21 protein-coding genes are annotated in these 20216 nt (G+C 68.5%); 18 read left to right on the top strand and 3 right to left on the bottom strand.

Annotated features, from left to right (window positions below; all coding sequences use genetic code 11):
• The first annotated feature begins 24 nt into the window (after nucleotides 1–24).
• The 15 genes from ACFCV3_RS37155 (at nucleotide 25) to ACFCV3_RS37085 (ending at nucleotide 15144) form a co-directional block, all read left to right on the top strand.
• On the top strand, nucleotides 25–1137 hold the full coding sequence (locus ACFCV3_RS37155; RefSeq protein ID WP_376038664.1) for an HAD-IIA family hydrolase: 1113 nt from the start codon (nucleotides 25–27) through the stop codon (nucleotides 1135–1137).
• A gap of 43 nt (nucleotides 1138–1180) precedes the next feature.
• A complete protein-coding gene (locus tag ACFCV3_RS37150; protein WP_376038661.1) occupies nucleotides 1181–1684 on the top strand; it encodes a polyhydroxyalkanoate synthesis protein PhaF in 504 nt (167 codons plus the stop codon).
• Between the two features lies 1 nt (nucleotide 1685).
• Nucleotides 1686–2189 carry a hypothetical protein gene (locus tag ACFCV3_RS37145; RefSeq protein ID WP_376038659.1) on the top strand — a complete coding sequence of 168 codons (504 nt, stop codon included), beginning with the start codon at nucleotides 1686–1688 and terminating at the stop codon, nucleotides 2187–2189.
• A complete protein-coding gene (locus tag ACFCV3_RS37140) occupies nucleotides 2189–3007 on the top strand; it encodes a TlyA family RNA methyltransferase (RefSeq protein WP_376038656.1) in 819 nt (272 codons plus the stop codon). Before ACFCV3_RS37145 ends, ACFCV3_RS37140 begins: the two co-directional genes overlap by 1 nt.
• Nucleotides 3008–3017: 10 nt before the next feature.
• Entirely contained in the window at nucleotides 3018–3947 is a 930-nt protein-coding gene (locus ACFCV3_RS37135; protein WP_376038654.1) for an NAD kinase, read from the top strand.
• Nucleotides 3947–5671 (top strand): DNA repair protein RecN, encoded by a 1725-nt coding sequence (gene recN / locus ACFCV3_RS37130; protein WP_376038652.1) that lies wholly within the window; start codon nucleotides 3947–3949, stop codon nucleotides 5669–5671. The genes ACFCV3_RS37135 and recN overlap by 1 nt, the downstream gene beginning before the upstream one ends.
• Before the next feature lie 97 nt (nucleotides 5672–5768).
• Complete coding sequence (gene steA / locus ACFCV3_RS37125; protein WP_376038649.1) at nucleotides 5769–6950, top strand: putative cytokinetic ring protein SteA; 1182 nt, start codon at nucleotides 5769–5771, stop codon at nucleotides 6948–6950.
• A complete protein-coding gene (locus tag ACFCV3_RS37120) occupies nucleotides 6947–7894 on the top strand; it encodes a copper transporter (RefSeq protein ID WP_376038646.1) in 948 nt (315 codons plus the stop codon). Before steA ends, ACFCV3_RS37120 begins: the two co-directional genes overlap by 4 nt.
• A gap of 1 nt (nucleotide 7895) precedes the next feature.
• Entirely contained in the window at nucleotides 7896–8708 is an 813-nt protein-coding gene (locus ACFCV3_RS37115) for a hypothetical protein (protein WP_376038644.1), read from the top strand.
• Nucleotides 8705–10270 (top strand): murein biosynthesis integral membrane protein MurJ, encoded by a 1566-nt coding sequence (gene murJ / locus ACFCV3_RS37110; protein WP_376038641.1) that lies wholly within the window; start codon nucleotides 8705–8707, stop codon nucleotides 10268–10270. The genes ACFCV3_RS37115 and murJ overlap by 4 nt, the downstream gene beginning before the upstream one ends.
• Nucleotides 10267–11292 (top strand): glycosyltransferase family 4 protein, encoded by a 1026-nt coding sequence (locus tag ACFCV3_RS37105; RefSeq protein ID WP_376038638.1) that lies wholly within the window; start codon nucleotides 10267–10269, stop codon nucleotides 11290–11292. The genes murJ and ACFCV3_RS37105 overlap by 4 nt, the downstream gene beginning before the upstream one ends.
• Before the next feature lie 21 nt (nucleotides 11293–11313).
• The gene (locus ACFCV3_RS37100; RefSeq protein ID WP_376038636.1) at nucleotides 11314–13038 is read left to right on the top strand and encodes a CTP synthase; all 1725 of its coding nucleotides are present in this window, start codon (nucleotides 11314–11316) and stop codon (nucleotides 13036–13038) included.
• Nucleotides 13038–13685 (top strand): NUDIX domain-containing protein, encoded by a 648-nt coding sequence (locus tag ACFCV3_RS37095; protein WP_376038633.1) that lies wholly within the window; start codon nucleotides 13038–13040, stop codon nucleotides 13683–13685. Before ACFCV3_RS37100 ends, ACFCV3_RS37095 begins: the two co-directional genes overlap by 1 nt.
• 65 nt (nucleotides 13686–13750) lie before the next feature.
• The gene (locus tag ACFCV3_RS37090) at nucleotides 13751–14329 is read left to right on the top strand and encodes a GNAT family N-acetyltransferase (protein ID WP_376038630.1); all 579 of its coding nucleotides are present in this window, start codon (nucleotides 13751–13753) and stop codon (nucleotides 14327–14329) included.
• Between the two features lie 95 nt (nucleotides 14330–14424).
• Nucleotides 14425–15144, top strand: a complete 720-nt coding sequence (locus ACFCV3_RS37085) for a peptidylprolyl isomerase (RefSeq protein ID WP_376038628.1) — start codon at nucleotides 14425–14427, stop codon at nucleotides 15142–15144.
• Between the two features lies 1 nt (nucleotide 15145).
• Here the strand turns inward: ACFCV3_RS37085 and ACFCV3_RS37080 are convergent, their stop codons facing one another.
• Nucleotides 15146–15736, bottom strand: coding sequence for a hypothetical protein (locus ACFCV3_RS37080; protein WP_376038626.1), 591 nt, complete (start codon nucleotides 15734–15736; stop codon nucleotides 15146–15148).
• Between the two features lie 28 nt (nucleotides 15737–15764).
• On the opposite strand from ACFCV3_RS37080, the gene ACFCV3_RS37075 reads away from it, so the two are divergent.
• Nucleotides 15765–16181: a cupin domain-containing protein gene (locus ACFCV3_RS37075; protein WP_376038623.1), complete on the top strand. Its 417-nt coding sequence runs from the start codon at nucleotides 15765–15767 to the stop codon at nucleotides 16179–16181.
• 3 nt (nucleotides 16182–16184) lie between these two features.
• Here the strand turns inward: ACFCV3_RS37075 and ACFCV3_RS37070 are convergent, their stop codons facing one another.
• Entirely contained in the window at nucleotides 16185–16880 is a 696-nt protein-coding gene (locus tag ACFCV3_RS37070) for a DUF4386 family protein (RefSeq protein WP_376038620.1), read from the bottom strand.
• 117 nt (nucleotides 16881–16997) lie between these two features.
• Nucleotides 16998–17828: an LLM class F420-dependent oxidoreductase gene (locus ACFCV3_RS37065; RefSeq protein ID WP_376038617.1), complete on the bottom strand. Its 831-nt coding sequence runs from the start codon at nucleotides 17826–17828 to the stop codon at nucleotides 16998–17000.
• Nucleotides 17829–18113: 285 nt separating this feature from the next.
• On the opposite strand from ACFCV3_RS37065, the gene ald reads away from it, so the two are divergent.
• Both ald and xerD read left to right on the top strand, forming a co-directional pair.
• The gene (ald, locus tag ACFCV3_RS37060) at nucleotides 18114–19229 is read left to right on the top strand and encodes an alanine dehydrogenase (protein WP_376038615.1); all 1116 of its coding nucleotides are present in this window, start codon (nucleotides 18114–18116) and stop codon (nucleotides 19227–19229) included.
• Nucleotides 19226–20155 carry a site-specific tyrosine recombinase XerD gene (xerD, locus tag ACFCV3_RS37055; protein ID WP_376038687.1) on the top strand — a complete coding sequence of 310 codons (930 nt, stop codon included), beginning with the start codon at nucleotides 19226–19228 and terminating at the stop codon, nucleotides 20153–20155. Before ald ends, xerD begins: the two co-directional genes overlap by 4 nt.
• The last annotated feature ends 61 nt before the right edge of the window (nucleotides 20156–20216 follow it).

Here is a 20216-nt window from a genome sequence, read left to right as displayed (position 1 = left end):
GAGCGGCATCGTACGGGCGGACCGATGACGGCGCACCGCGAAGCGCCCGCGCCGCTGTCGGAGTGTGATGAACCGCTCGCGAGCCGGTACGACGTCGCCCTGCTGGATCTGGACGGCGTTGTGTACGTCGGTCCGGACCCGGTACCGGATGCGCCCGAGCACCTGCGGAAGGCGGCCAAGGAGGGCATGCGGATCGGCTACATCACCAATAACGCCAGCCGTCCGGCAAGAATCGTGGCCGAGCACCTGGCGTCGTTCGGGCTGGATGTGATCGCCGACGACGTGGTGACGTCCGCACAGGCCGCAGCGAAGCTGATCGCGTCCGAGTACCCGAAGGGCTCGCCGGTGCTCGTCATCGGTGGCGAGGGACTCATCTCGGCTCTGGAGGAGTACGGGCTGACGCCGGTCCGCAGCAGCGACGCCCGCCCGGTGGCCGTCGTACAGGGCTTCCACCCGGATGTGAACTGGGTGATGCTCGCGGATGGCGCGCATGCGATCAACGAGGGCGCCAAGTGGTTCGCGACCAACCTCGACCTGACGATTCCGACGGCGGCCGGCATGGCGCCCGGGAACGGCACGCTGGTACAGGCTGTCCGGGCTGCGGTCGAGGTGGACCCGGTCGTGGCCGGGAAGCCGGAGCCGCCGTTGCTGGAGACGAGTATTGAGCGGCTGAAGGCGAAGAAGCCGTTGATGATCGGTGACCGGCTGGACTCCGATATCGCTGGTGCGCATGCGGTCGGGATCGCCAGTCTGTGGGTGGCAACCGGTGTCCACGATGCACATGACCTGGCACAGGCGCCGAAGGACCAGCGTCCGACGTACATCGCTCCTGACCTGGCAGCGCTGGCACAGAAGCAGCCTGGAGTGACGGTTGACGGCAGCAAGCACACCTGTGGTGGCTGGACCGCCGAGGTCGTGAACAACGCCGTGGCGGTCAAGGGTGAAGGTGAGCCGTACGACGGTCTGCGCGCGATCCTGTCCGCCGTCTGGACCGCTGTCGACGCGCCGGTGAAGCCCACAACCAAGACTGCCAAGTCAGCGACCCGCAGCAGTCGCCGTCCGCTGCCGAAGCCCGCACCGGCTCTCGGCACGATCGCAATCAACGGTGCGCTCCACCGGGTCGGCCTGGACAAGTGAACCCGAAGCGCTACCGTTGCTGGAACGAAGCGAGGAGGCAGTCATGGTGATGGACGCACTGCGCGGCTACGTACAGCTGGCGAACGGTCTGGCCGAGGTCAGCAAGCAGAAGGCCGAGGCGGCGGCGAAGGCGTTGCTGCAGCAGACGGGTGCGGATGCACTGACGTCCGGGCTGACCACGAAGGTGAGCGACCTGGCCGACGAGATCGTTGCCACCAGCAAGAGCAACCGCCAGCTGCTGCAAGCGATCGTGACGAACGAGGTCGAGGGCGCCGTGGCGCGGCTCGGGTTCGTCCGCTCCGAGGAGGTCGCGGCGCTGACCCGGCGGGTCCAGCAGCTGGAGACCGAGCTCGCCGAGGCCCAGGCCGAGGCGCCGGCTCCGGTGGCGACTGCCCCGGCGACGAAGACCCCCGCCAAGAAGGCAGCCCCGGCGAAGAAGGCTCCCGCGAAGAAGGCGGTGGCCAAGAAAGCAGTAGCCAAGAAGACGGTCGCGAAGAAGGCTCCGGCCAAGAAGACGGCGGCGAAGAAGACGGCGAAGAAGGCCTGACGTGACCGAACACCCTGGCGAGCAGTTCCCCCCGGACGTCGACCCCGACGTGGAACCGGACTACACGCCGGAGCACGAAGAGGAGCGCCCGGCCCAGCCCGACTACGACGCCGAGCCCGGCTCCCAGAGCCTGGCGTACGACGAGGAGTCGCCGGGGCCGGAGTACGGCGAGGAGTCGCAGGAGACGGTGGATCCGGAGCCGGCCGAGCACGCTGGTGTGGATCCGGCCGAGGTGGAGTTCGGGCCGGAGTTCGCCCGCGACCCCGGTCAGCAGCACGAGCGCCCGTTCGTCGCGGAGCCGGCCGACTCGGGCACCGAGCAGCACGACACCGAGCAGCACGACGACGACTCCGGTCACCCGTTGGTGGACGAAGTGATGGGGCGGCTGCACGACCTGCGGGACAAGCCGGTCGCTGAGCACGCGGAGGTCTACGCCGACCTGCACGAGCGGTTGCAGACCGCACTGGTCGAGGCGGACGCCGACCAAGGCGACCGCAGCCCGTAGTGGCCAAGGGAGCGGCGAAGCGCACGCGGCTCGACGCTGAGCTGGTACGGCGCGGGCTGGCCCGGTCGCGCGAGCAGGCGAGTGAGCTGATCGCGGCCGGCAAGGTGAAGGTGTCCGGCGCGGTCGCGTCGAAGCCGGCGACCGGTGTCGGGACCGATGCGCCGATCGTGGTCGACACCTCGGCGACCGACGACCCCGGGTATGCGAGTCGTGGTGCGCACAAGCTGATCGGCGCACTGGAGGCGTTCCCCGAGGTCCAGGTGAAGGGCCGGATCGCTCTCGACGCGGGCGCGTCCACCGGCGGATTCACCGACGTACTGCTGCGCAACGAGGCCCAGCACGTGTTCGCGGTTGATGTCGGCTACGGACAGCTGGTGTGGGCGCTGCAGACCGACGAGCGGGTCACGGTGATGGACCGGACGAACGTCCGCACCCTCACGCTCGAGCAAATCGGTGGTGAACCGGTTGACCTCGTGGTCAGCGACCTGAGCTTCATCTCGCTCACACTGGTGCTCCCCGCACTGCTCGGAGTGGTGAAACCGGACGGCGAGCTGATGCTGATGGTGAAACCGCAGTTCGAGGTCGGCAAGGAGCGGCTGGGCAAGGGCGGGGTGGTGCGCGACCCCGAGCTGCGGGCGGACGCCGTACGGGGAGTTGCGGCCAAGGCGCAGCAGCTCGGCTGGGGGATTGCCGGGGTGGCGGCCAGTCCGCTGCCCGGACCGTCCGGAAATGTCGAGTACTTCCTGTGGATACGGCGTTCGGCGCCGCCGCTGGATGAGACGATGCTGCAGGACGCGATCGAGCGTGGACCGCAATAGGAGGGGACAAGTGGCTGAGCCGCGGCGCGTGCTGGTGGTGACGCACACCGGCCGTGAGCAGGCGGTCGGGGTGGCGCGCGAGGCGCACCGGCTGCTGACGGATGCCGGACTGCTGGTCCGGCTGCTCGCGAACGAGGCCGACGACCTCAAGCTCGAGCCGGTCGAGATCGCCGTCGACCCCGACAAGGCCGCGCAGGACGTCGAGCTGATCATCGTGCTCGGCGGCGACGGTTCGATCCTGCGCGGTGCCGAGCTGGCCCGCCCGCACGGTACGCCGGTGCTCGGCGTCAATCTCGGGCATGTCGGGTTCCTGGCCGAGGCCGAGGTCGACGACCTGGAGCGGATCGTCCAGGTGGTGGTGGACCGCAGCTACACGGTCGAGGAGCGGATGACGCTGGCCGTCGACGTCCGCCACAACGACGAGCTGATCTTCGAGACCTGGGCGCTGAACGAGGCGAGTATCGAGAAGGCCGCCCGGGAGAAGATGCTCGAGGTGCTGGTCGAGGTCGACGACCGCCCGCTGTCCCGCTGGGGCTGCGACGGGGTCGTGGTCGCGACGCCCACCGGCAGTACGGCGTACGCGTTCTCGGCCGGTGGCCCGATCGTCTGGCCGGCGGTCGAGGCGATCATCCTGGTCCCGGTGAGTGCGCACGCACTGTTCTCGCGGCCGATCGTGGTGGCGCCGTCGTCGCGGCTGTCGATCGAGCTGGTGCCGTCCTGGAACGGCCGTGGGGTGCTGTGGTGCGACGGCCGGCGGATGGTCGAGGTGCCGCCGGGGGCCGAGATCGTGGTCCGCCGCGGTGCTCGCCCGGTCCGGCTGGCCCGGGCACACGAGGCGCCGTTCACCGATCGGCTGGTGGCCAAGTTCGACCTTCCGGTGCTCGGCTGGCGTGGTGCCGCCGAACGCAAACGCAATCCCAACGGTCAACAGGAGACCTGATGCTTTCGGAAATCCGCATCATCGGCCTGGGCGTGATCGAGGACGCGACGCTGGACCTCGACCCCGGGTTCACCGCCGTCACCGGCGAGACCGGCGCCGGTAAGACGATGGTCGTGACCGGCGTGAACATGCTGCTCGGCGGCCGTGCCGACAGTGGGCTGGTGCGGCACGGGGTGCGGCGGGCGCGCGTCGAGGGCCGGGCGACCAACGTCCCGAAGTCGATCGTGCAGCAGGCCGAGGACCGCGGCGGCGAGATGGACGACGAGGAGCTGCTGATCGCACGCGAGCTGTCGTCGGAGGGACGCTCGCGGGCATTCCTCGGCGGGGCGTCGGTGCCGGTGTCGGTGCTCGGCGACGTGACCGGCGACCTGGTCGCGATTCACGGACAGGCCGATCAGTGGCGGCTGCTGCAGCCGGCCCGGCAGCGCGAGACCCTGGACACCTTTGCCGGTAAGCCGGTTCTGGTGCCACTGCAGGAGTACGCGGCGTCGTACAAGCGCCACCGTGAGGTCGAGGCCGAGCTGACCGAGCTGACCACCAGGCAACGCGATCGGCTCGCCGAGGCGGACCGGCTGCGGTTCGGCCTGGAGGAGGTTGCGAAGGCGGAGCCGCTGCCCGGTGAGGACACCGAGCTGGCGGCCGAAGAGGAGCGGCTCGCGTACGCCGACGGTCTGCGGACCGCGGCCACCAACGCGGGTGAGGCACTGGCTTCCGAGGATCTCGAGGCGACGCGACCGAGCGACGTACTCGGTCTGCTGGCGCTGGCGAAGCAACTGCTGGATGGCGAACGTGAGCACGACGCCAAGCTGGCCGAGCTCGCGGACCGGGCCGGCGAGCTCGGGTATCTGGCGGCAGACCTGGCCGGCGAGCTCTCGTCGTACGCCGCCGACGTGGACACCGACCCGGCCCGGCTGTCGGTGGTGAGCGAGCGGCGGTCGCTGCTGACGAACCTGATCCGCAAGTACGGCGGTGAGCAGGGCACTGCGGACGAGGTGCTCGACTGGGCCAAGCGATCCGCCGAGCGGCTGGCTGAGCTGGATGGCAGTGATGAGCGCGTCGAGCTGCTGACCGGTGAGCTGGCCGAGCTGGACGCCAAGCTGGCCGAGCTCGGCCGCCAGGTGCGGGAGGCGCGCATCGAGGCGGCGCAGCGACTCGGCGTACTGGTGTCGGAGGAGCTGACCGGGCTGGCGATGCCGCACGCGACGCTGTCGGTCGAGGTGCACGAGACGTCGGCCGGACCGTTCGGTATCGACGAGATCGAGTTCTGCTTCGCGGCGAACCCCGGCAGCCCGGCCCGCCCGCTGCAGAAGTCGGCGTCCGGTGGTGAGCTGTCCCGCGTGATGCTGGCGCTCGAGGTGATCCTGTCCGACACCCACAAGGTGCCGACGCTGGTCTTCGACGAGATCGATGCCGGCATCGGCGGTCGCGCGGCGGTCGAGGTCGGCAAACGGCTCGCCCGGCTGGCCGAGAAGGCCCAGGTGATCGTGGTGACCCACCTGCCGCAGGTCGCCGCGTTCGCCGACCGGCATGCCGTCGTACTGAAGAGTGACGACGGTTCGGTCACCACAAGTGGACTGGTCGCTCTGGATGACGACGCTCGCTTGAAGGAGCTGTCGCGAATGATGGCCGGCCTGGAGAACTCCGACGCCGCCCAGGCCCACGCCGAGGAGTTGCTCGCGCTCGCGGCCGAGCGGCACAACAAACCCAAGAAGAAGAAACGCTAGGTACGGCGGGGCAAACGGTCGTTCCAAAGGATGATTCGGCCGGGCGGAGGGGGATTGAGCCGGAAGCGGGCTGGGGACGTGGCAGGATGAGAGCGCGATGAAACTGCCCAGCCTGCGGAGAGCACGCCCGACTGAACTGCCCGGATCTGCCGGTGTGGTCCGGCTCGATCGGCGTACCAAGAATCTCACCAAACGGCTGAAGCCGGGTGAAATCGCGGTCATCGACCATGTCGACCTGGACCGGGTGAGCGCCGAGGCGCTGGTGAACTGCAAGATCGCCGCGGTGGTGAACGTCGCGGACTCGATCAGCGGCCGCTATCCGAACCTCGGCCCGGAGATCCTGGTCGAAGCCGGTATCCCGCTGGTCGACGGTGTCGGCCGCGAGGTGTTCTCGGTGCTGCACGAAGGTGAGCACGTCCGGTTGTACGACGGCACCTTGTACCGCGGTGACGAGGTCATCGCTAAGGGTGTTGCGCAGGACAGCCAGTCGGTGGCCGAGCTGATGGACGATGCCCGGGCCGGGCTGTCGACCCAGCTCGAGGCGTTCACCGCCAACACACTCGAGTACCTGCGCCGCGAACGCGATCTGCTGCTGGACGGGGTCGGCGTACCTGAGATCCACACACCGATGGACGGCCGGCACGTGCTGATCGTCGTTCGTGGCTACGACTACCGCGAGGATCTGGTCGCACTGCGGCCGTACATCCGCGAGTACCGGCCGGTGCTGATCGGTGTCGACGGTGGCGCGGATGCACTGGTGGAGAACGGTTATGCCCCGGATCTGATCGTCGGCGACATGGACTCGGTCAGCGACGAGACGCTGAAGAGCGGCGCCGAAGTGGTCGTGCATGCGTACCGCGACGGCCGTGCGCCGGGATCGGAGCGGCTGGAGCGGCTCGGCGTGGAGTCGATCGAGTTCCCCGCGACCGGGACCAGTGAAGACGTCGCGATGTTGCTGGCCGACTCCAAGGGTGCCTCGCTGATCGTCGCGGTCGGCACCCACAACTCGCTGGTGGAGTTCCTCGACAAGGGCCGCTCCGGAATGGCCAGCACCTTCATCACCCGCTTGCGTGTCGGCGCCAAGCTGGTGGATGCCAAGGGCGTCGGCCGGCTGTACCGCAGCCGGGTGTCGACGGGCCAGATCATCGCACTGGTCGTGGCCGGCCTGTTCGCCCTCGGGATGGCGATGGTCGCCATCGACGCCGACGAAGTGCTGTGGTCGATCCTGCGGGCGCGCTGGAGCGACTTCGTCTACTGGATCCGGGAGCTGTTCACGTGATCGACTTTCGCTACCACATCGTCTCGATCGTGGCGATCTTCTTCGCCCTGGGCGCCGGGGTGGTGCTCGGCGCCGGTCCGCTGAAGGGCACTGCCGGCGACGTGATCCAGAACCAGGCGAACGTCGACCGCGCCAATCTCGCCGACGCCCGGGCGGAGATCGTCCAGCTCAAGGCGCTGAACAAGTATCACCAGGACTACGAGGCCAAGGTGACGGCCGGGCTCGCCAACGGCAAGCTGACCGACCGCAAGGTCGCACTCGTCGCAATGCCGGGGGCCGAGGGTGACCTGGTCAACTCGATCAACGACGAGCTGGAGAAGTCCGGCGCCCAGGTCACCGTGCGGGTCTCGGTGAACCCCAAGCTGCTCGACCCCGGTCAGCGCCAGCTGGTCGAGCCGCTGGTCACGCAGTTGATCACCTCCGACATCACCGTCCCGCAGGACTCCACGACGTACCAGCGGGCCGGGCTGATCCTGGCCCGCGGTATCGCGGCCAAGGACCCGGCGCGCACGGTCGACGACGAAGCGAACAAGATCAACAGCGGTCTGACCAGCTCCGAGCTCGTGACGTTCAAGCCGTCGCAGTTCAAGGACCGGGCCACCCTGATCGTGGTGGTGGCCGGCAAGCCGGCAACGCCCCCGCCGGCCACCTCGTCGTACAGCGATGCGGTGGATCTGATCGAGGGGCTGGACCAGGGCAGCGGCGGTGTGGTCGTGGCCGGGACGCCGGACACCGCGAAGGACGGTGGACTGCTGAAGGCATTGCGCAGTGACTCCGACGCGACCAAGATCGTTTCCTCGGTGGACGTGGCCGATCTGCCGGCCGGGCAGATGACCGTCGTCTTCGCACTGGTCGAGCAGACGACCGGTAAGGCAGGCCAGTACGGTGCCTTCGACGCGAAGGACGGCATCGCGCCGGCCGCCGTACAGGTGAAGGACAACTGACGTGGGAATTCTGAGCGCTGCCGTTGCGGCGGCTGCGACTGCTGCACTGGAACGCGCCGCGGAGAAGCTGCCGAAGGAGAACCGGCAGCCGTTCGAGCGGACCAACCACCGGGGTGAGCCGGTCACGCTGCTGGAGGGACCGGTCGCGGTCCTCGGCGCACTGGCCGGTGTGCTCGCCGCACCGTCGACTCCGGGCAAGGTGAAGGCCGCTGCGCTGCTGGCGGGCTCGGTGTCGGGTGCAGTCGGCGCGTACGACGATCTGCGCGGAACCACGCAGGCCAAGGGCTTCCGGGGACACCTGTCCGCGTTGAAGCGCGGTGAGGTGACGAGCGGTGCTGTGAAGATCCTCGGCGTCGGAGCCGCCGGCCTGGCCGCTGCGGCCTTGCTGCCGCGCAAGTCGACCGGTGTGAAGGCACTGGCCGGTGTAGTCGCAGACGGCGCTCTCATTGCCGGTACGGCGAATCTGACCAATCTGCTCGACCTGCGCCCGGGGCGCGCGCTGAAGGCGGTTGCCGCAGTCAACGCACCCCTCGCCGTCGTCAACGGCCCAGCCGCTGCCGTGGTCGGTGCAGCTGTGGCGTCTGCACCTTCCGACCTCGGTGAGCGGTCCATGCTCGGCGACTGTGGAGCCAACGGCCTAGGCGCCATCACCGGCACCGCCCTGGCCGCCTCCCTCCCACGTCCCCTCAAGACCCTCCTGCTGGCAGCCGTCGTCGGCCTGAACCTGGCCAGCGAAAAAGTCAGCTTCACCAAGGTCATCGCAGACACCCCGGTGCTCGACAAGATCGACCAGTGGGGCCGACGCCCCCGGTGAGATCGCGCATTGCGCAGGCCGCCTTGCTGGTGGCCGGTGTCACCGTCCTTGCCCGTGTGGTGGGGTTTGGGCGGTGGCTGGTCTTCTCCAAGACTGTTGGGGCTGGGTGTTTGGCTGAGGCCTATACGACGGCCAATCAGTTGCCGAACATCCTGTTCGAGATCGTGGCCGGTGGTGCGCTTGCCGGGGCGGTGATTCCGGTGCTGGCCGGGCCGGTGGCTCGGGGGGATCGGATTGCGCAGGGGCGCATCATTGGGGCGCTGTTGTCGTGGTCGTTCCTGTTGCTGGCGCCATTTGCGCTTCTGTCCTGGTTGCTCGCTTCGAGTTATACCGACGCGCTGCTGGACCCCGGAGCGGACTGTGCGGGCTCGGCGGCGACCGCTACCCGGATGCTGGTGATCTTTGTCCCGCAGGTGTTCGGGTATGCGCTGGCGGTGATCGCTACCGCGGTTTTGCAGTCCCACAAGCGGTTCGGGGCCGGGGCGTGGGCGCCGCTGGTCTCGAGCTTGGTAGTTGTCGGGACATACCTGGTGTTCGCAGCCATGGCTCCTGATGCGGACCGCGCGTCGGATAGCGCGAACGCTGTACTCGCCTGGGGGACCACAGCAGGCGTTGCTGCGCTGGCGTTCACCGTGCTGATTCCGATGTTGCTGCTGCGACTACCGATCAGACTGACGCTCAGACTCGACCCTGGCGTCGGACCGGTACTACGGAAGCTCGCACTGGCCGGGCTGGCCGTGCTGATCGCTCAGCAGCTCACCTTCGTCGTCACGACGTACCTGGCCAATCACCGCGGTGTCGCGGGCAGTATCGCCGTCTACACATGGGCGAACGCGGTCTACCTGCTCCCGTACGCGGTCCTCGCCGTACCGATCACCACTGCGGTGTTCCCGCGCCTGGCTGCGGCGTACGAGGCAGGGGAGCAGTTCGACCTGTACGCCGCCGCTTCGTCCCGCGCGGTCATGCTGGCCGGCGGTGCCGGTGCCGCACTGCTCGTTGGGACCGCCGTACCGGTGGCGCGGATCTTCGCGTACGACGATGGCGCCGTACGGGAAGCTCAGGCGACTTCGCTCGGCAACGGGTTGATCGCGTTCGCTCCAGCCGCCATCGGGTTCGCCGTACTGATGCATGTCGGGCGGGTGCTTTACGCGCGGCACTCCGGTCGACAGGTCGCCCTCGTCACGTCCGCTGCGTGGGTGCTGGTCGCGGTGTCGGCTGTCGTGCTGACAGCGCAGTGGGATGCAGTGCCTGCGCTAGCGGCCGCGATGTCCATCGGCATGGTCGTTGGAGCAGTCGCGCTACTGGTGGTGCTTCGCCGGGAGGCCGGGGCTGCCGCACTGGCCGGGCTGACGCGTGCCACGCTGGCTGCGGTCGTCGGCGCCGTACTGGCTGGTGCTGCCGGCTGGGCGGTCGCTCTCCCGGCCGCTGATTCCGGAGTGGGTACCGCGGTTCTGTTCTCGGTGCTGTCCGGCCTGGCTGTCGTCATCGTGTACGCCGGAGTCGCCGTCGTACTGGATCGCGCGGACGCTCGCGCATTGCTCCGTCGAAAGGTTGTGGCATGAGGATCGGTCTGCTGCTCGCCGAGTCGCGCGGCGGGATCGGGCAGCACGTCGCCTCCCTGGTACCGCGGTTCCTCGCAGCCGGTCACGAGGTGGTCGTCTGCGCACCGCCTGGTACCGCCGAGCACTTCGACTTCGGTGCGGCGACTGTCGTCACCCAGGCTCCCGCACTCCGCGGTTCGGACGTGATCCACGCGCACGGCTACCGCGCCGGGATGACTGCGCTGCGGGATCGCTCCAAGTTGCGGCCGCTCGTCGTCACCTGGCACAACGCAGTGATCGCTCCGGGCCCCAAGGGCCTCGTGATGCGACTGGGACAGCGTCTGGTCGCCAAGGGTGCGGACGTGACGCTAGGAGCCTCCAGCGACCTTGTGGAGCTCGCCAAGAGCCTCGGAGCGCGTGACGTGCGCCTGGCGCCCGTCGCCGCGCCCACGATGTCCCTCGCGACCGTGCCAGCGGCCGCCATGCGCGCCGAGCTCGGCCTGACCGACCAGCCGGTTGTGCTCACCGTCGGCCGACTCGCGCCACAAAAGGACTACCCGACGCTGCTGTCCGTAGCGGCCCGGGTGCACGAGTCCACTCCGGACGCGGTCTTCGTGGTGGTCGGTGACGGTCCGCTCCGGGACAACCTGCAGGCCCGGATCGACGCCGAGCAACTGCCGGTGCGGTTGCTCGGACACCGCAGCGACGTGGCGAACCTGCTCGGGGCGGCCGATGTCTTCCTGCTGACCTCGCACTGGGAGGCGCGGGCCCTGGTAGTCCAGGAGGCGATGCAGGTCGGCGTACCGGTGGTGGCGACCGCGGTCGGCGGTATCCCGGAGCTGGTCGAGGACTGCGCCGTACTGGCGTTCCCCGGCGACGCGGACGGGCTGGCCGACGGGGTCCGGGCGATCCTCGCCGAGCCCGCTACGGCGAACGCTATGCGGACGCGTGGCCGGGAATTGGCGGCGAAGTGGCCGGACGAGGACGGGGCGGCGAAGAATCTGCTCGACATCTACGCGGGTCTCGTCGCGACCACCCCTTGACAACAGGTAGGCTGGAGGCCCGTGGACAGGGTTTCGAGCTCGCAGCAGACCAAGCACGTTTTCGTCACCGGTGGCGTGGCCTCCAGTCTCGGCAAGGGGCTGACGGCGTCAAGCCTCGGCAGTCTGCTGACGGCTCGGGGCATCCGGGTGACCATGCAGAAGCTGGATCCGTATCTCAACGTCGATCCGGGCACGATGAATCCCTTCCAGCACGGCGAGGTGTTCATCACCAACGACGGTGCCGAGACCGATCTCGACATCGGCCACTACGAGCGGTTCCTGGACCGCGACCTGTCGCAGGTCGCGAACGTGACGACCGGGCAGGTCTACCAGCACGTGATCGCCAAGGAGCGGCGCGGTGAGTACCTGGGCGACACCGTCCAGGTGATCCCGCACATCACCAACGAGATCAAGGAACGGATGCTCGCGATGGCGGGCCCCGATGTCGACGTGGTGCTGCACGAGATCGGTGGCACGGTGGGTGACATCGAGTCGCTGCCGTTCCTGGAGGCGGCCCGGCAGGTCCGGCACGACGTCGGCCGCGACAACGTCTTCTTCCTGCACATCTCGCTGGTGCCCTACATGGCGCCGGCCGGTGAGCTGAAGACCAAGCCGACCCAGCACTCGGTGGCCGCGCTGCGCTCGATCGGTATCCAGCCGGATGCGATCGTCTGCCGCGCCGACCGCCCGATCCCGGACGCCGTGAAGCGCAAGATCTCGCTGATGTGCGACGTCGACGTGGACGCCGTCGTGGCCGCCGCGGACGCGCCGAGCATCTACGACATCCCGAAGGTGCTGCACGCCGAGGGCCTGGACGCCTTCGTCGTACGGCGGCTCAACCTGCCGTTCCGTGATGTCGACTGGACCCGCTGGGACGAGCTGCTGAAGGTCGTGCACCACCCGAAGGACGAGGTCACGGTCGCCCTGGTCGGCAAGTACGTCGACCTGCCGGACGCGTACCTGTCGGTCGCCGAGGCGCTGCGGGCCGGCGGTTTCGGCAACGACGCCAAGGTCAACCTGCGCTGGATCGCCTCCGACGAGTGCGCCACCCCCGAAGGTGCCGCGAAGCTGCTCGGTGACGTGGACGCGATCTGCATCCCCGGTGGGTTCGGGGTGCGCGGGATCGAGGGCAAGATCGGCGCGATCCGGTTCGCCCGCGAGAACGGCGTACCGATCCTCGGTCTGTGTCTCGGCCTGCAGTGCATGGTGGTCGAGGTGGCTCGCGACCTGGCCGGCCTGACGGAGGCGAACTCGACCGAGTTCGATCCCGACGCCGAGCAGCCGGTGATCGCGACCATGGAGGAGCAGAAGGACATCGTCGCCGGTGGCGGGGACATGGGCGGCACGATGCGCCTCGGCCTCTACCCGGCGAACCTGGCCGAAGGCTCGATCGTCCGCGGCCTGTACGGCGCTTCCACGATCCAGGAGCGGCACCGCCACCGCTACGAGGTGAACAACGCCTACCGTGACAAGCTCGAGGCCGCCGGCCTGGTCTTCAGCGGCCTGTCGCCGGACCACGAGCTGGTCGAGTTCATCGAGCTCGATCGTGCGCAGCACCCGTACTTCGTCGCCACCCAGGCGCACCCGGAGCTGCGCTCGCGCCCGACCAAGCCGCACCCGCTGTTCGCCGGCCTGGTCGCGGCCGCCCTGGTCCGCCAGCGCGAGTCCCGCCTCCCGGTCGAAGAGCCGGCCCCTTCGAAGAAGACCGCCGCCACCAAGTCCAAGCCCGAAGCAGTCAAGGCGTGATGGATCACCCCGAACTGCGCTTCGGTGCCGGGCTGACCGACGTACCGGAGAAGTGGCCGGTCTCGTCGTCGGAAACGGTGCACTCGACGGGCCGGGTCATCTCGGTCCGTCGCGACACCATCGAGCCCGAGGGCCGCGACACCTTCGTCCGCGATGTCGTCGTACACCCCGGCGCGGTCGGCGTGGTCGCGCTCGACGACAAGAACCGCATGCTCCTGGTGCGCCAGTACCGGCACCCGGTCGGCTACCGGCTCCTGGAGCCGCCGGCCGGACTCCTCGACGTACAGGGTGAGCAGTACCAGCTCGGCGGCGAGCGTGAGCTCTGGGAGGAGACCGGCACCAAGGCCGCCAGCTGGCGCATCCTCGTCGACGCCTTCACCTCACCCGGCCTCACCAACGAGGCCGTCCGCATCTTCCTGGCCCGCGACCTGTCACCCGCCGACGAGGCCTACACGCGCCTGCACGAAGAAGCCGACATGGAAACGGTATGGGCTCCGCTGGTCGAGGTAGTAGGCGCCGTCCTGGCCGGCCACCTCCAGAACCCCATCCTCGTGATGGGCGCCCTAGCCGCCTGGACCGCCCTCAACGGCCCCGGCTTCGACACCCTCCGCCCAGCCGACTCCCCGTGGCCCGCCAAGGATCTGTAGCCGGCCTGGACCGTTCCTGGACCCATGCGTGTAAACCTGGTCGAATACTGACCTCGGGAGCGCCGGTGACAGACACCTACACGACTCGGCCGTTGGCGCCGGAGACCTGGGATGACTTCGCTGCCTTGGTGGAAGCCAACAACGGAGTCTGGGGCGGCTGCTGGTGCATGGGCTTCCACGTCGAAGGCTTCGGCGAGCCACCCCACAGCCCCGAACGCAACCGCGCCGCCAAGCGCGCGCACGTAGACGCAGGCACCGTTCACCAGATCCTCGTCTACGACGCAGACGGCACCTGCGTGGGCTGGTGCCAGTACGGCACCCCAGCCGAACTACCCAACATCAAGAACCCAGCCAAGTACCACGCCGGCGACCCACAACTCCCCGCCTGGCGCATCGGCTGCATCTTCACCAGCAGCCGCCACCGAGGCCGCGGCGTAGCCCGCGCAGCTGTCAAAGGTGCCCTGGACGCGATCCAGGCCGCCGGTGGCGGACTCGTGGAGGCCTACCCGGAGCAGACCACCGACCGCAAACCGCAGCGCGGCGCCTACCTGCACACCGGCCCCGAGGAGCTCTACGAGCAGTTCGGCTTCGTCCGTGACCGCCAAATCGCCAAGTGGCGCTGGGTCATGCGCACAGAAGTCTGACCTGACACATCTTTGCCACAGCACCTGTGCGCTTGACCAGGGCGTTGGTGGGCATCACGCTTCCGGAGGACCGCGTTCACTGTGGGAGGAGATTTATGAAGGTTTCGGCTGTGATCGCAGGGGCGACCCTGATGGTGGCCACTTTGGTGGTTGCTACTCCGGCGCAGGCTGCACCGCCGACCGGTACCAAGGGGCCGTGTGGTTACACCAGTACGCCGGATGAGCCGCCGGCGCGGCCGGTTTCGTTGCCGCCGGATCCGGAGCACACGCCGGACAAGGGTGTGGTGAAGGTGGTGGTGGCCACCAACCAGGGGCCGATGCTGTTGTCGCTGGATCGGGCCAAGGCGCCGTGCACTGTGCAGAGCTTCCTGCACCTGGCTAAGAGCCGGTTCTATGACTTCACTACGTGCCACCGGCTCACGTTGTACCCGACTCTGAAGGTCCTGCAGTGTGGGGACCCGAGTGGTACCGGTGAGGGTGGTCCGGGCTACTCCTACAAGGATGAGCTCCCGACGGACCTGCCGAACTGGCCGACCGATCCGACCGGGGCCAGCAAGGTCTACGCGCGTGGTGTTCTCGCCATGGCGAACGCCGGGCCGGCCACTAACGGCAGCCAGTTCTTCCTGGTGTTCGGGGACTCCCGCCTGCGGCCGAACTACACCATCTTCGGTTCTGTGGACCGCACCGGCCTCAAGACTCTCGACCGGGTCGCCGCTGGTGGTATCACGCCCACTTCCGAGGACCCGGCTCCGGTTGACGGACCGCCGGCCCGCAAGACCGACATCCTGGTTGCCCGCTCGCTGGGTGCCCGCTAGGTCAGACTGCCTCGCCGCCGCCCTCAGCCAGGGCGGCGGCGACCAGCTGGGCGTTTTCGGCGTGCTTCTCGGACGGGACGTTCGGGAGCAGGTCGTCCCAGGCGGCGATCATTGCGCCGCGCAGCTGCATCATCCCGAGTGGGCGCGCCATGAACCACAGATGGAAGTGCTCGCTCCCGTCACCCCACCGGTTGAAGTGCGTTCGCCCGACCGCGTCGAGCCGCCCGATCGCTCCGGCCACGCGCTGGATCAGCACTCCGAGCGTCGCGGTGAGCTCGGGAGGCAGATTGTCGAGCCGGTAGTGCTCCCGCGGCTCGAGGAGCGCGACGAACGGTAGCCCGCGCTCGTCGAAGCTCTTCAGCTGCCACTGGTCGTCGCGCCAGATCACGAGCCGGTCCGGTGCGGCGCAGGTCCCACATGGTTCCCCACCGGGCTCACCGCGTCGCGGCGGCTCCGGGATCACCGGCTCCGCCAGCGGCACGACCTGGACGTCACCCTCGAACGGAAAGAATGGGTGGCCGACCAGCTCCGCGGCCGACAGGCGCTCGCCGTACGGGAGGTTGCGGTGGTACTCCGAAGGCAGTTCGCTCATGCATTGCACTGTGCCGGAGGATTGGGGCATGACGAAACCGGATTTGGCGGAGTTGCTGGGCCTCGAGGCGCATCCGGAGGGTGGGTGGTACCGGGAGACCTGGCGCTCCGAGGTGAGCTTCGAGCCGGAGGGGTACGACGGGAAGCGGGCGAGCGCGACGGCGATCTACTTCCTGCTGGGTCCGGGGGAGGAGTCGCAGTGGCACCGGGTGCGGTCGGCGGAGATCTGGCTGTGGCACTCCGGTGGGCCGCTGACACTCGAGTACGGCGACAGTCCGGAGCAGGCGGCGTCGTACACGCTGGGAGGTGACGTGGCCGCCGGACAGCAGCCGCAGGTGGTGATCCCGGCCGGCGCGTGGCAGGCCGCGCGGCCGGCCGGAGATCAGGCGGTGCTGGTGTCCTGCATAGTGTCGCCCGGCTTCGACTTCGCGGACTTCACCATGTAGGTGTCACATCTGCGGTACGGCGGCCTCCCCGGTCGTCATTTCGGGCAGGTGCTCGCGGACCATGTAGCCGCCGGCACAGGCGATCCAGAGTGCCGAGAGCAGCAACGGGACACCCGTCATCAGGAAGCCACCGGCAGCGAAGGTGCCGGTCGAGGCGAAGATGCCGAACGAGCCGGCGATGGACACCACTGCCGCCAGCAGGGCCAGGTAGCCGAGCCAGTTCGGCATCAGGTGGGTGCGCATCACGCCGATCCCGGCCGCGGCCAGCGGTAGTGCCGCCGCGAACCCGATCATCGTGGTCATCACCGATGTCATCTCGAACATCATCATCGTGAGCGCGGCGTCCCGCCCGGCGATACCGAAGGCGGTCGCGCCGGTCAGGCAGGCGTTGACGAAGATCGCGCCACCGACCAGCACCGAACCCGCCAGCAGTGCCAGGTGGACGTCACTGCGCTCGTCGCGCTCCCGCATCGCCTCGGCGAAGGCGGACGCGAACCAGATGACCAACCCGCCGGCCGCGGCCCACATCAGCGCACTGGTCAGCAGCATGTCGCGGTTGTCGGCGATCCAGGCGGTGATGGTGCTCGCTGATTCGTCGACGTTCGGTGGGTTGCCGGGCAGGAACCTGCCCAGGAGAGCCAGGACGACGAAAGCCAGCCCGGCGAAGCCACCCCACCGCAACTCGTGTCGCTCAGTCATGGGGAAACACCTCCAGTGTGCGTACCACGAAATGTGGTGCGTCTACTGCTGATATTCCTCCGCTTCGGCCAGCCGTCAAGAGGTGCCGCCCGGCGAACCGGACGGCACCGTGCACCCCTACTGGAGAACGGTTGCCAGGGCCTCGTACCCGGCCAGCAGATCGATGCCTTCGCGGCCTAGTTGCTGGATCGCGACATGGTCGGCGCCGGCTGCGAGGTGGGCGTTCAGTCCCTCGGCGATCTCCACGGCCGACCCGTGCAGCACCAGCGCGTCGACCAGCCGGTCGCTGCCGCCGTCGGCGATGTCGTCGTCGGTGAACCCGAGACGCTTCAGGTTGCTGACATAGTTGCCCAGGGCCAGATAGGTCGCGAGGTAGTCGCGGGCCGTGGTCCGGGCGATGTCCACATCCGTTTCGAGCACGACCTTCTGCTCAGGCGCGAGCAGCACTCCGCCGCCCAGACTGCGACGTGCCTCCCGAGTGTGCTCCGGGGTAGTCAGGTAAGGCAGTGCGCCGGCCGTGCGGCGACCGGAGAGCTGCAGCACCTTCGGCCCGAGTGCAGCCAGCGCCCGCCGCTCGACCGGTACCTTCGCATCGTCCAGCTCGTCGAGGTAGGACACGATCGTCTCGTACGGCGACCTGTACTCCGCGCTGCGCTCCCGGTGCCCGATCCCCACCCCGAGCAGGAAGCGCCCCGGCGCCGACTCTTCGAGCCGGTGGTACGAGACCGCCACCTCCTCCGCCGGCGACTTCCACATGTTCACCACGCTGGTGCCGACAGCAACAGAACTCGTTGCGGCCAGCAACACCTCGGCGTCGCGCAGACCGGCTCCCGGGGACGCGCCCAGCCACAGCGCGCCGTACCCGGCCTGCTCCAGCCCGGCCGCGAGCTCCGGACCCCAGTGCTGCGCACCGTGCCAGACCCCGAAGCGTCCCAGTTCGATCGCCACGTCGTACCCCTCTCGTCATCCCACTGTCAGGCGCACACCCGGGGCGGTCGGGCGGTACTTGCAAGGAGAAGCATCTCCGATGGGACGGTGGTCGCGTCAATGATGGTTGTCACGTCAAACGTGGCTCGCACGCTACTTACGAGTTACATCAAGATCAGACCAACCGGTCAGGTGGTATGGCCCTGGCAGGCATACACTCGGCAGCGACCTGGCATCAACCGCTCACCGCCGGGCCGCGGTCACAACGATGTGCGCCGTCCTCGGAGAAGGAAAGAAGGGCAAGCAGTGAAGGTCGGAGTTCCGAAGGAAGTCAAGAACCACGAGTACCGGGTGGCCATCACGCCGTCCGGTGTGCACGAGTTCGTGCGCCACGGGCACGAGGTTCTGATCGAGCAGAACGCGGGCAGCGGATCGCTGATTCCCGACGAGGAGTTCGTCACGGCCGGGGCGCGGATCGTGCCCACCGCTGACGAGGTGTGGGGCGAGGCGGACCTGGTTCTGAAGGTGAAGGAGCCGGTTGCTGAGGAGTACCACCGGATGCGCAGGGGCCAGGTGCTGTTCACCTACCTGCACCTCGCGGCCAGCCAGGAGTGCACCGACGCTCTGCTGACCGCCGGCGTCACCGGTATCGCCTACGAGACGGTGCAGCTGCCGGACGGCTCGCTGCCGCTGCTGGCCCCGATGAGTGAGGTTGCCGGCCGGCTCGCTCCGCAGTCCGGCGCTTACCACCTGATGCGCAGCGGTGGTGGGCGTGGTGTGCTGCTCGGCGGTGTGTCCGGAACGCACCCGGCCCGCGTGGTCATCCTCGGTGCCGGTGTCTCCGGGATGAACGCGGCCGCGATCGCGCTCGGTATGCAGGCCCAGGTCCAGCTGTTCGACCGCAACATCGCGCGGCTCCGCCAGGCCGACCAGATCTACCAGGGGCACCTGCTGACGATCGCCTCGAACGCCTACGAGATCGAGCGCGCGGCCCTGGAGGCCGACCTCGTCATCGGCGCGGTGCTGGTCCCCGGTGCGAAGGCGCCGAAGCTGATCGACAACGAGCTGGTCAGCCGGATGAAGCCGGGCAGTGTGCTCGTCGACATCGCGATCGACCAGGGCGGCTGCTTCGAGGACTCGCGTCCGACCACCCACGCGGACCCGGTCTACCAGGTGCACAACTCGCTGTTCTACTGCGTCGCCAACATGCCCGGCGCGGTGCCGAACACGTCGACGTACGCGCTCACCAACGTGACGCTGCCGTACGCGATCGAGCTGGCCAACCTCGGCTGGCGGGAGGCCCTGAAGTCGGACCACAGCCTGGCGCTCGGCCTGAACACCTACGACGGCCACATCACCTACGGCCCGGTTGCGGACGCGCACGACCTGTCCCAGCTGAAGCTGGACGAGGTCCTGGTCTGAGCATCAGCCGGGCGGTTGGTGCTTACCTCGACCACTTGACGGTCGAACGCGGCCTCGCCGCGAACACCCTGGCGTCGTATCGGCGTGACCTGCGCCGGTACGACGGCTATCTCGCGTCGACCGGGATCTCCGAGCTCGGTCGAGTCACCGAGGCTGTGGTGAGTGATTTCCTGATGCGGTTGCGTGAGGGCGACGAGGACCATCCGCCACTCACCGCATCCAGTGCTGGGCGCACAGTCGTTGCAGTGCGCGGTTTTCACAAGTTCTGCCTGCGTGAAGGGCTGACCGAGGTCGACCCGGCCGCTGCGGTCAAACCGCCCGCACCCCCACAGCGGTTGCCGAAGGCGCTGTCCGTGGACGAGGTGACCAGGATCCTGGCCGCCGCGGCTGGTGCGGAGGCGGAGCCCGCCGTACTGGCTACTCGGGACGCTGCACTGCTTGAGTTCCTCTATGGCACTGGTGCGCGCATCTCGGAGGCCGTTGGGCTGGATGTCGACGACATCGACCTGGAGGTCGGGGCGGTTCTGCTGCGCGGCAAGGGCAGCAAGGAGCGGGTCGTTCCAGTCGGCAGCTACGCGCTGAACGCACTGTCGGCGTACCAGGTGCGTGGCCGGCCCGATCTGGTCGCGCGGGGTCGCGGTACGCATGCACTGTTCTTGAATGCACGCGGCGGCCGGCTCTCACGGCAGAGTGCCTGGACGGTACTGCGGCGTGCGGCGCAGCGGGCCGGGATCGCGAAGGAGATCTCCCCGCACACCCTGCGGCACTCGTTCGCCACCCACCTGCTCGACGGCGGCGCCGACGTACGAGTGGTGCAGGAGCTCCTCGGCCACGCGTCGGTGACGACGACACAGGTCTACACACTCGTCACCGTGGATAAGCTCCGCGAGGTTTACGCGACATCCCATCCCCGAGCCTTGTCGTAGGGTGGGGGGCGGTGCAAAGCGGATCGGCACGGTGTGCAATGATCTGCTCACGGTCGGTCAC

The organism is Kribbella sp. NPDC056345 (genome assembly GCF_042262745.1).
Lineage (GTDB): Bacteria > Actinomycetota > Actinomycetes > Propionibacteriales > Kribbellaceae > Kribbella.
This window is presented reverse-complemented; position numbering and strand designations above follow the sequence as displayed.

Excerpts from the sequence above, each read along its gene's own strand:
- ACFCV3_RS37105 (WP_376038638.1), top strand. The coding sequence starts at position 10,267 with ATGAGGATCGGTCTGCTGCTCGCCGAGTCGCGCGGCGGGATCGGGCAG.
- ACFCV3_RS37155 (WP_376038664.1), top strand. The coding sequence starts at position 25 with ATGACGGCGCACCGCGAAGCGCCCGCGCCGCTGTCGGAGTGTGATGAA.
- ACFCV3_RS37075 (WP_376038623.1), top strand. The coding sequence starts at position 15,765 with ATGACGAAACCGGATTTGGCGGAGTTGCTGGGCCTCGAGGCGCATCCG.
- ACFCV3_RS37070 (WP_376038620.1), bottom strand. The coding sequence starts at position 16,880 with ATGACTGAGCGACACGAGTTGCGGTGGGGTGGCTTCGCCGGGCTGGCT.
- ACFCV3_RS37085 (WP_376038628.1), top strand. The coding sequence starts at position 14,425 with ATGAAGGTTTCGGCTGTGATCGCAGGGGCGACCCTGATGGTGGCCACT.
- ACFCV3_RS37095 (WP_376038633.1), top strand. The coding sequence starts at position 13,038 with ATGGATCACCCCGAACTGCGCTTCGGTGCCGGGCTGACCGACGTACCG.
- ACFCV3_RS37150 (WP_376038661.1), top strand. The coding sequence starts at position 1,181 with ATGGTGATGGACGCACTGCGCGGCTACGTACAGCTGGCGAACGGTCTG.
- recN (WP_376038652.1), top strand. The coding sequence starts at position 3,947 with ATGCTTTCGGAAATCCGCATCATCGGCCTGGGCGTGATCGAGGACGCG.
- ACFCV3_RS37080 (WP_376038626.1), bottom strand. The coding sequence starts at position 15,736 with ATGAGCGAACTGCCTTCGGAGTACCACCGCAACCTCCCGTACGGCGAG.
- steA (WP_376038649.1), top strand. The coding sequence starts at position 5,769 with ATGAAACTGCCCAGCCTGCGGAGAGCACGCCCGACTGAACTGCCCGGA.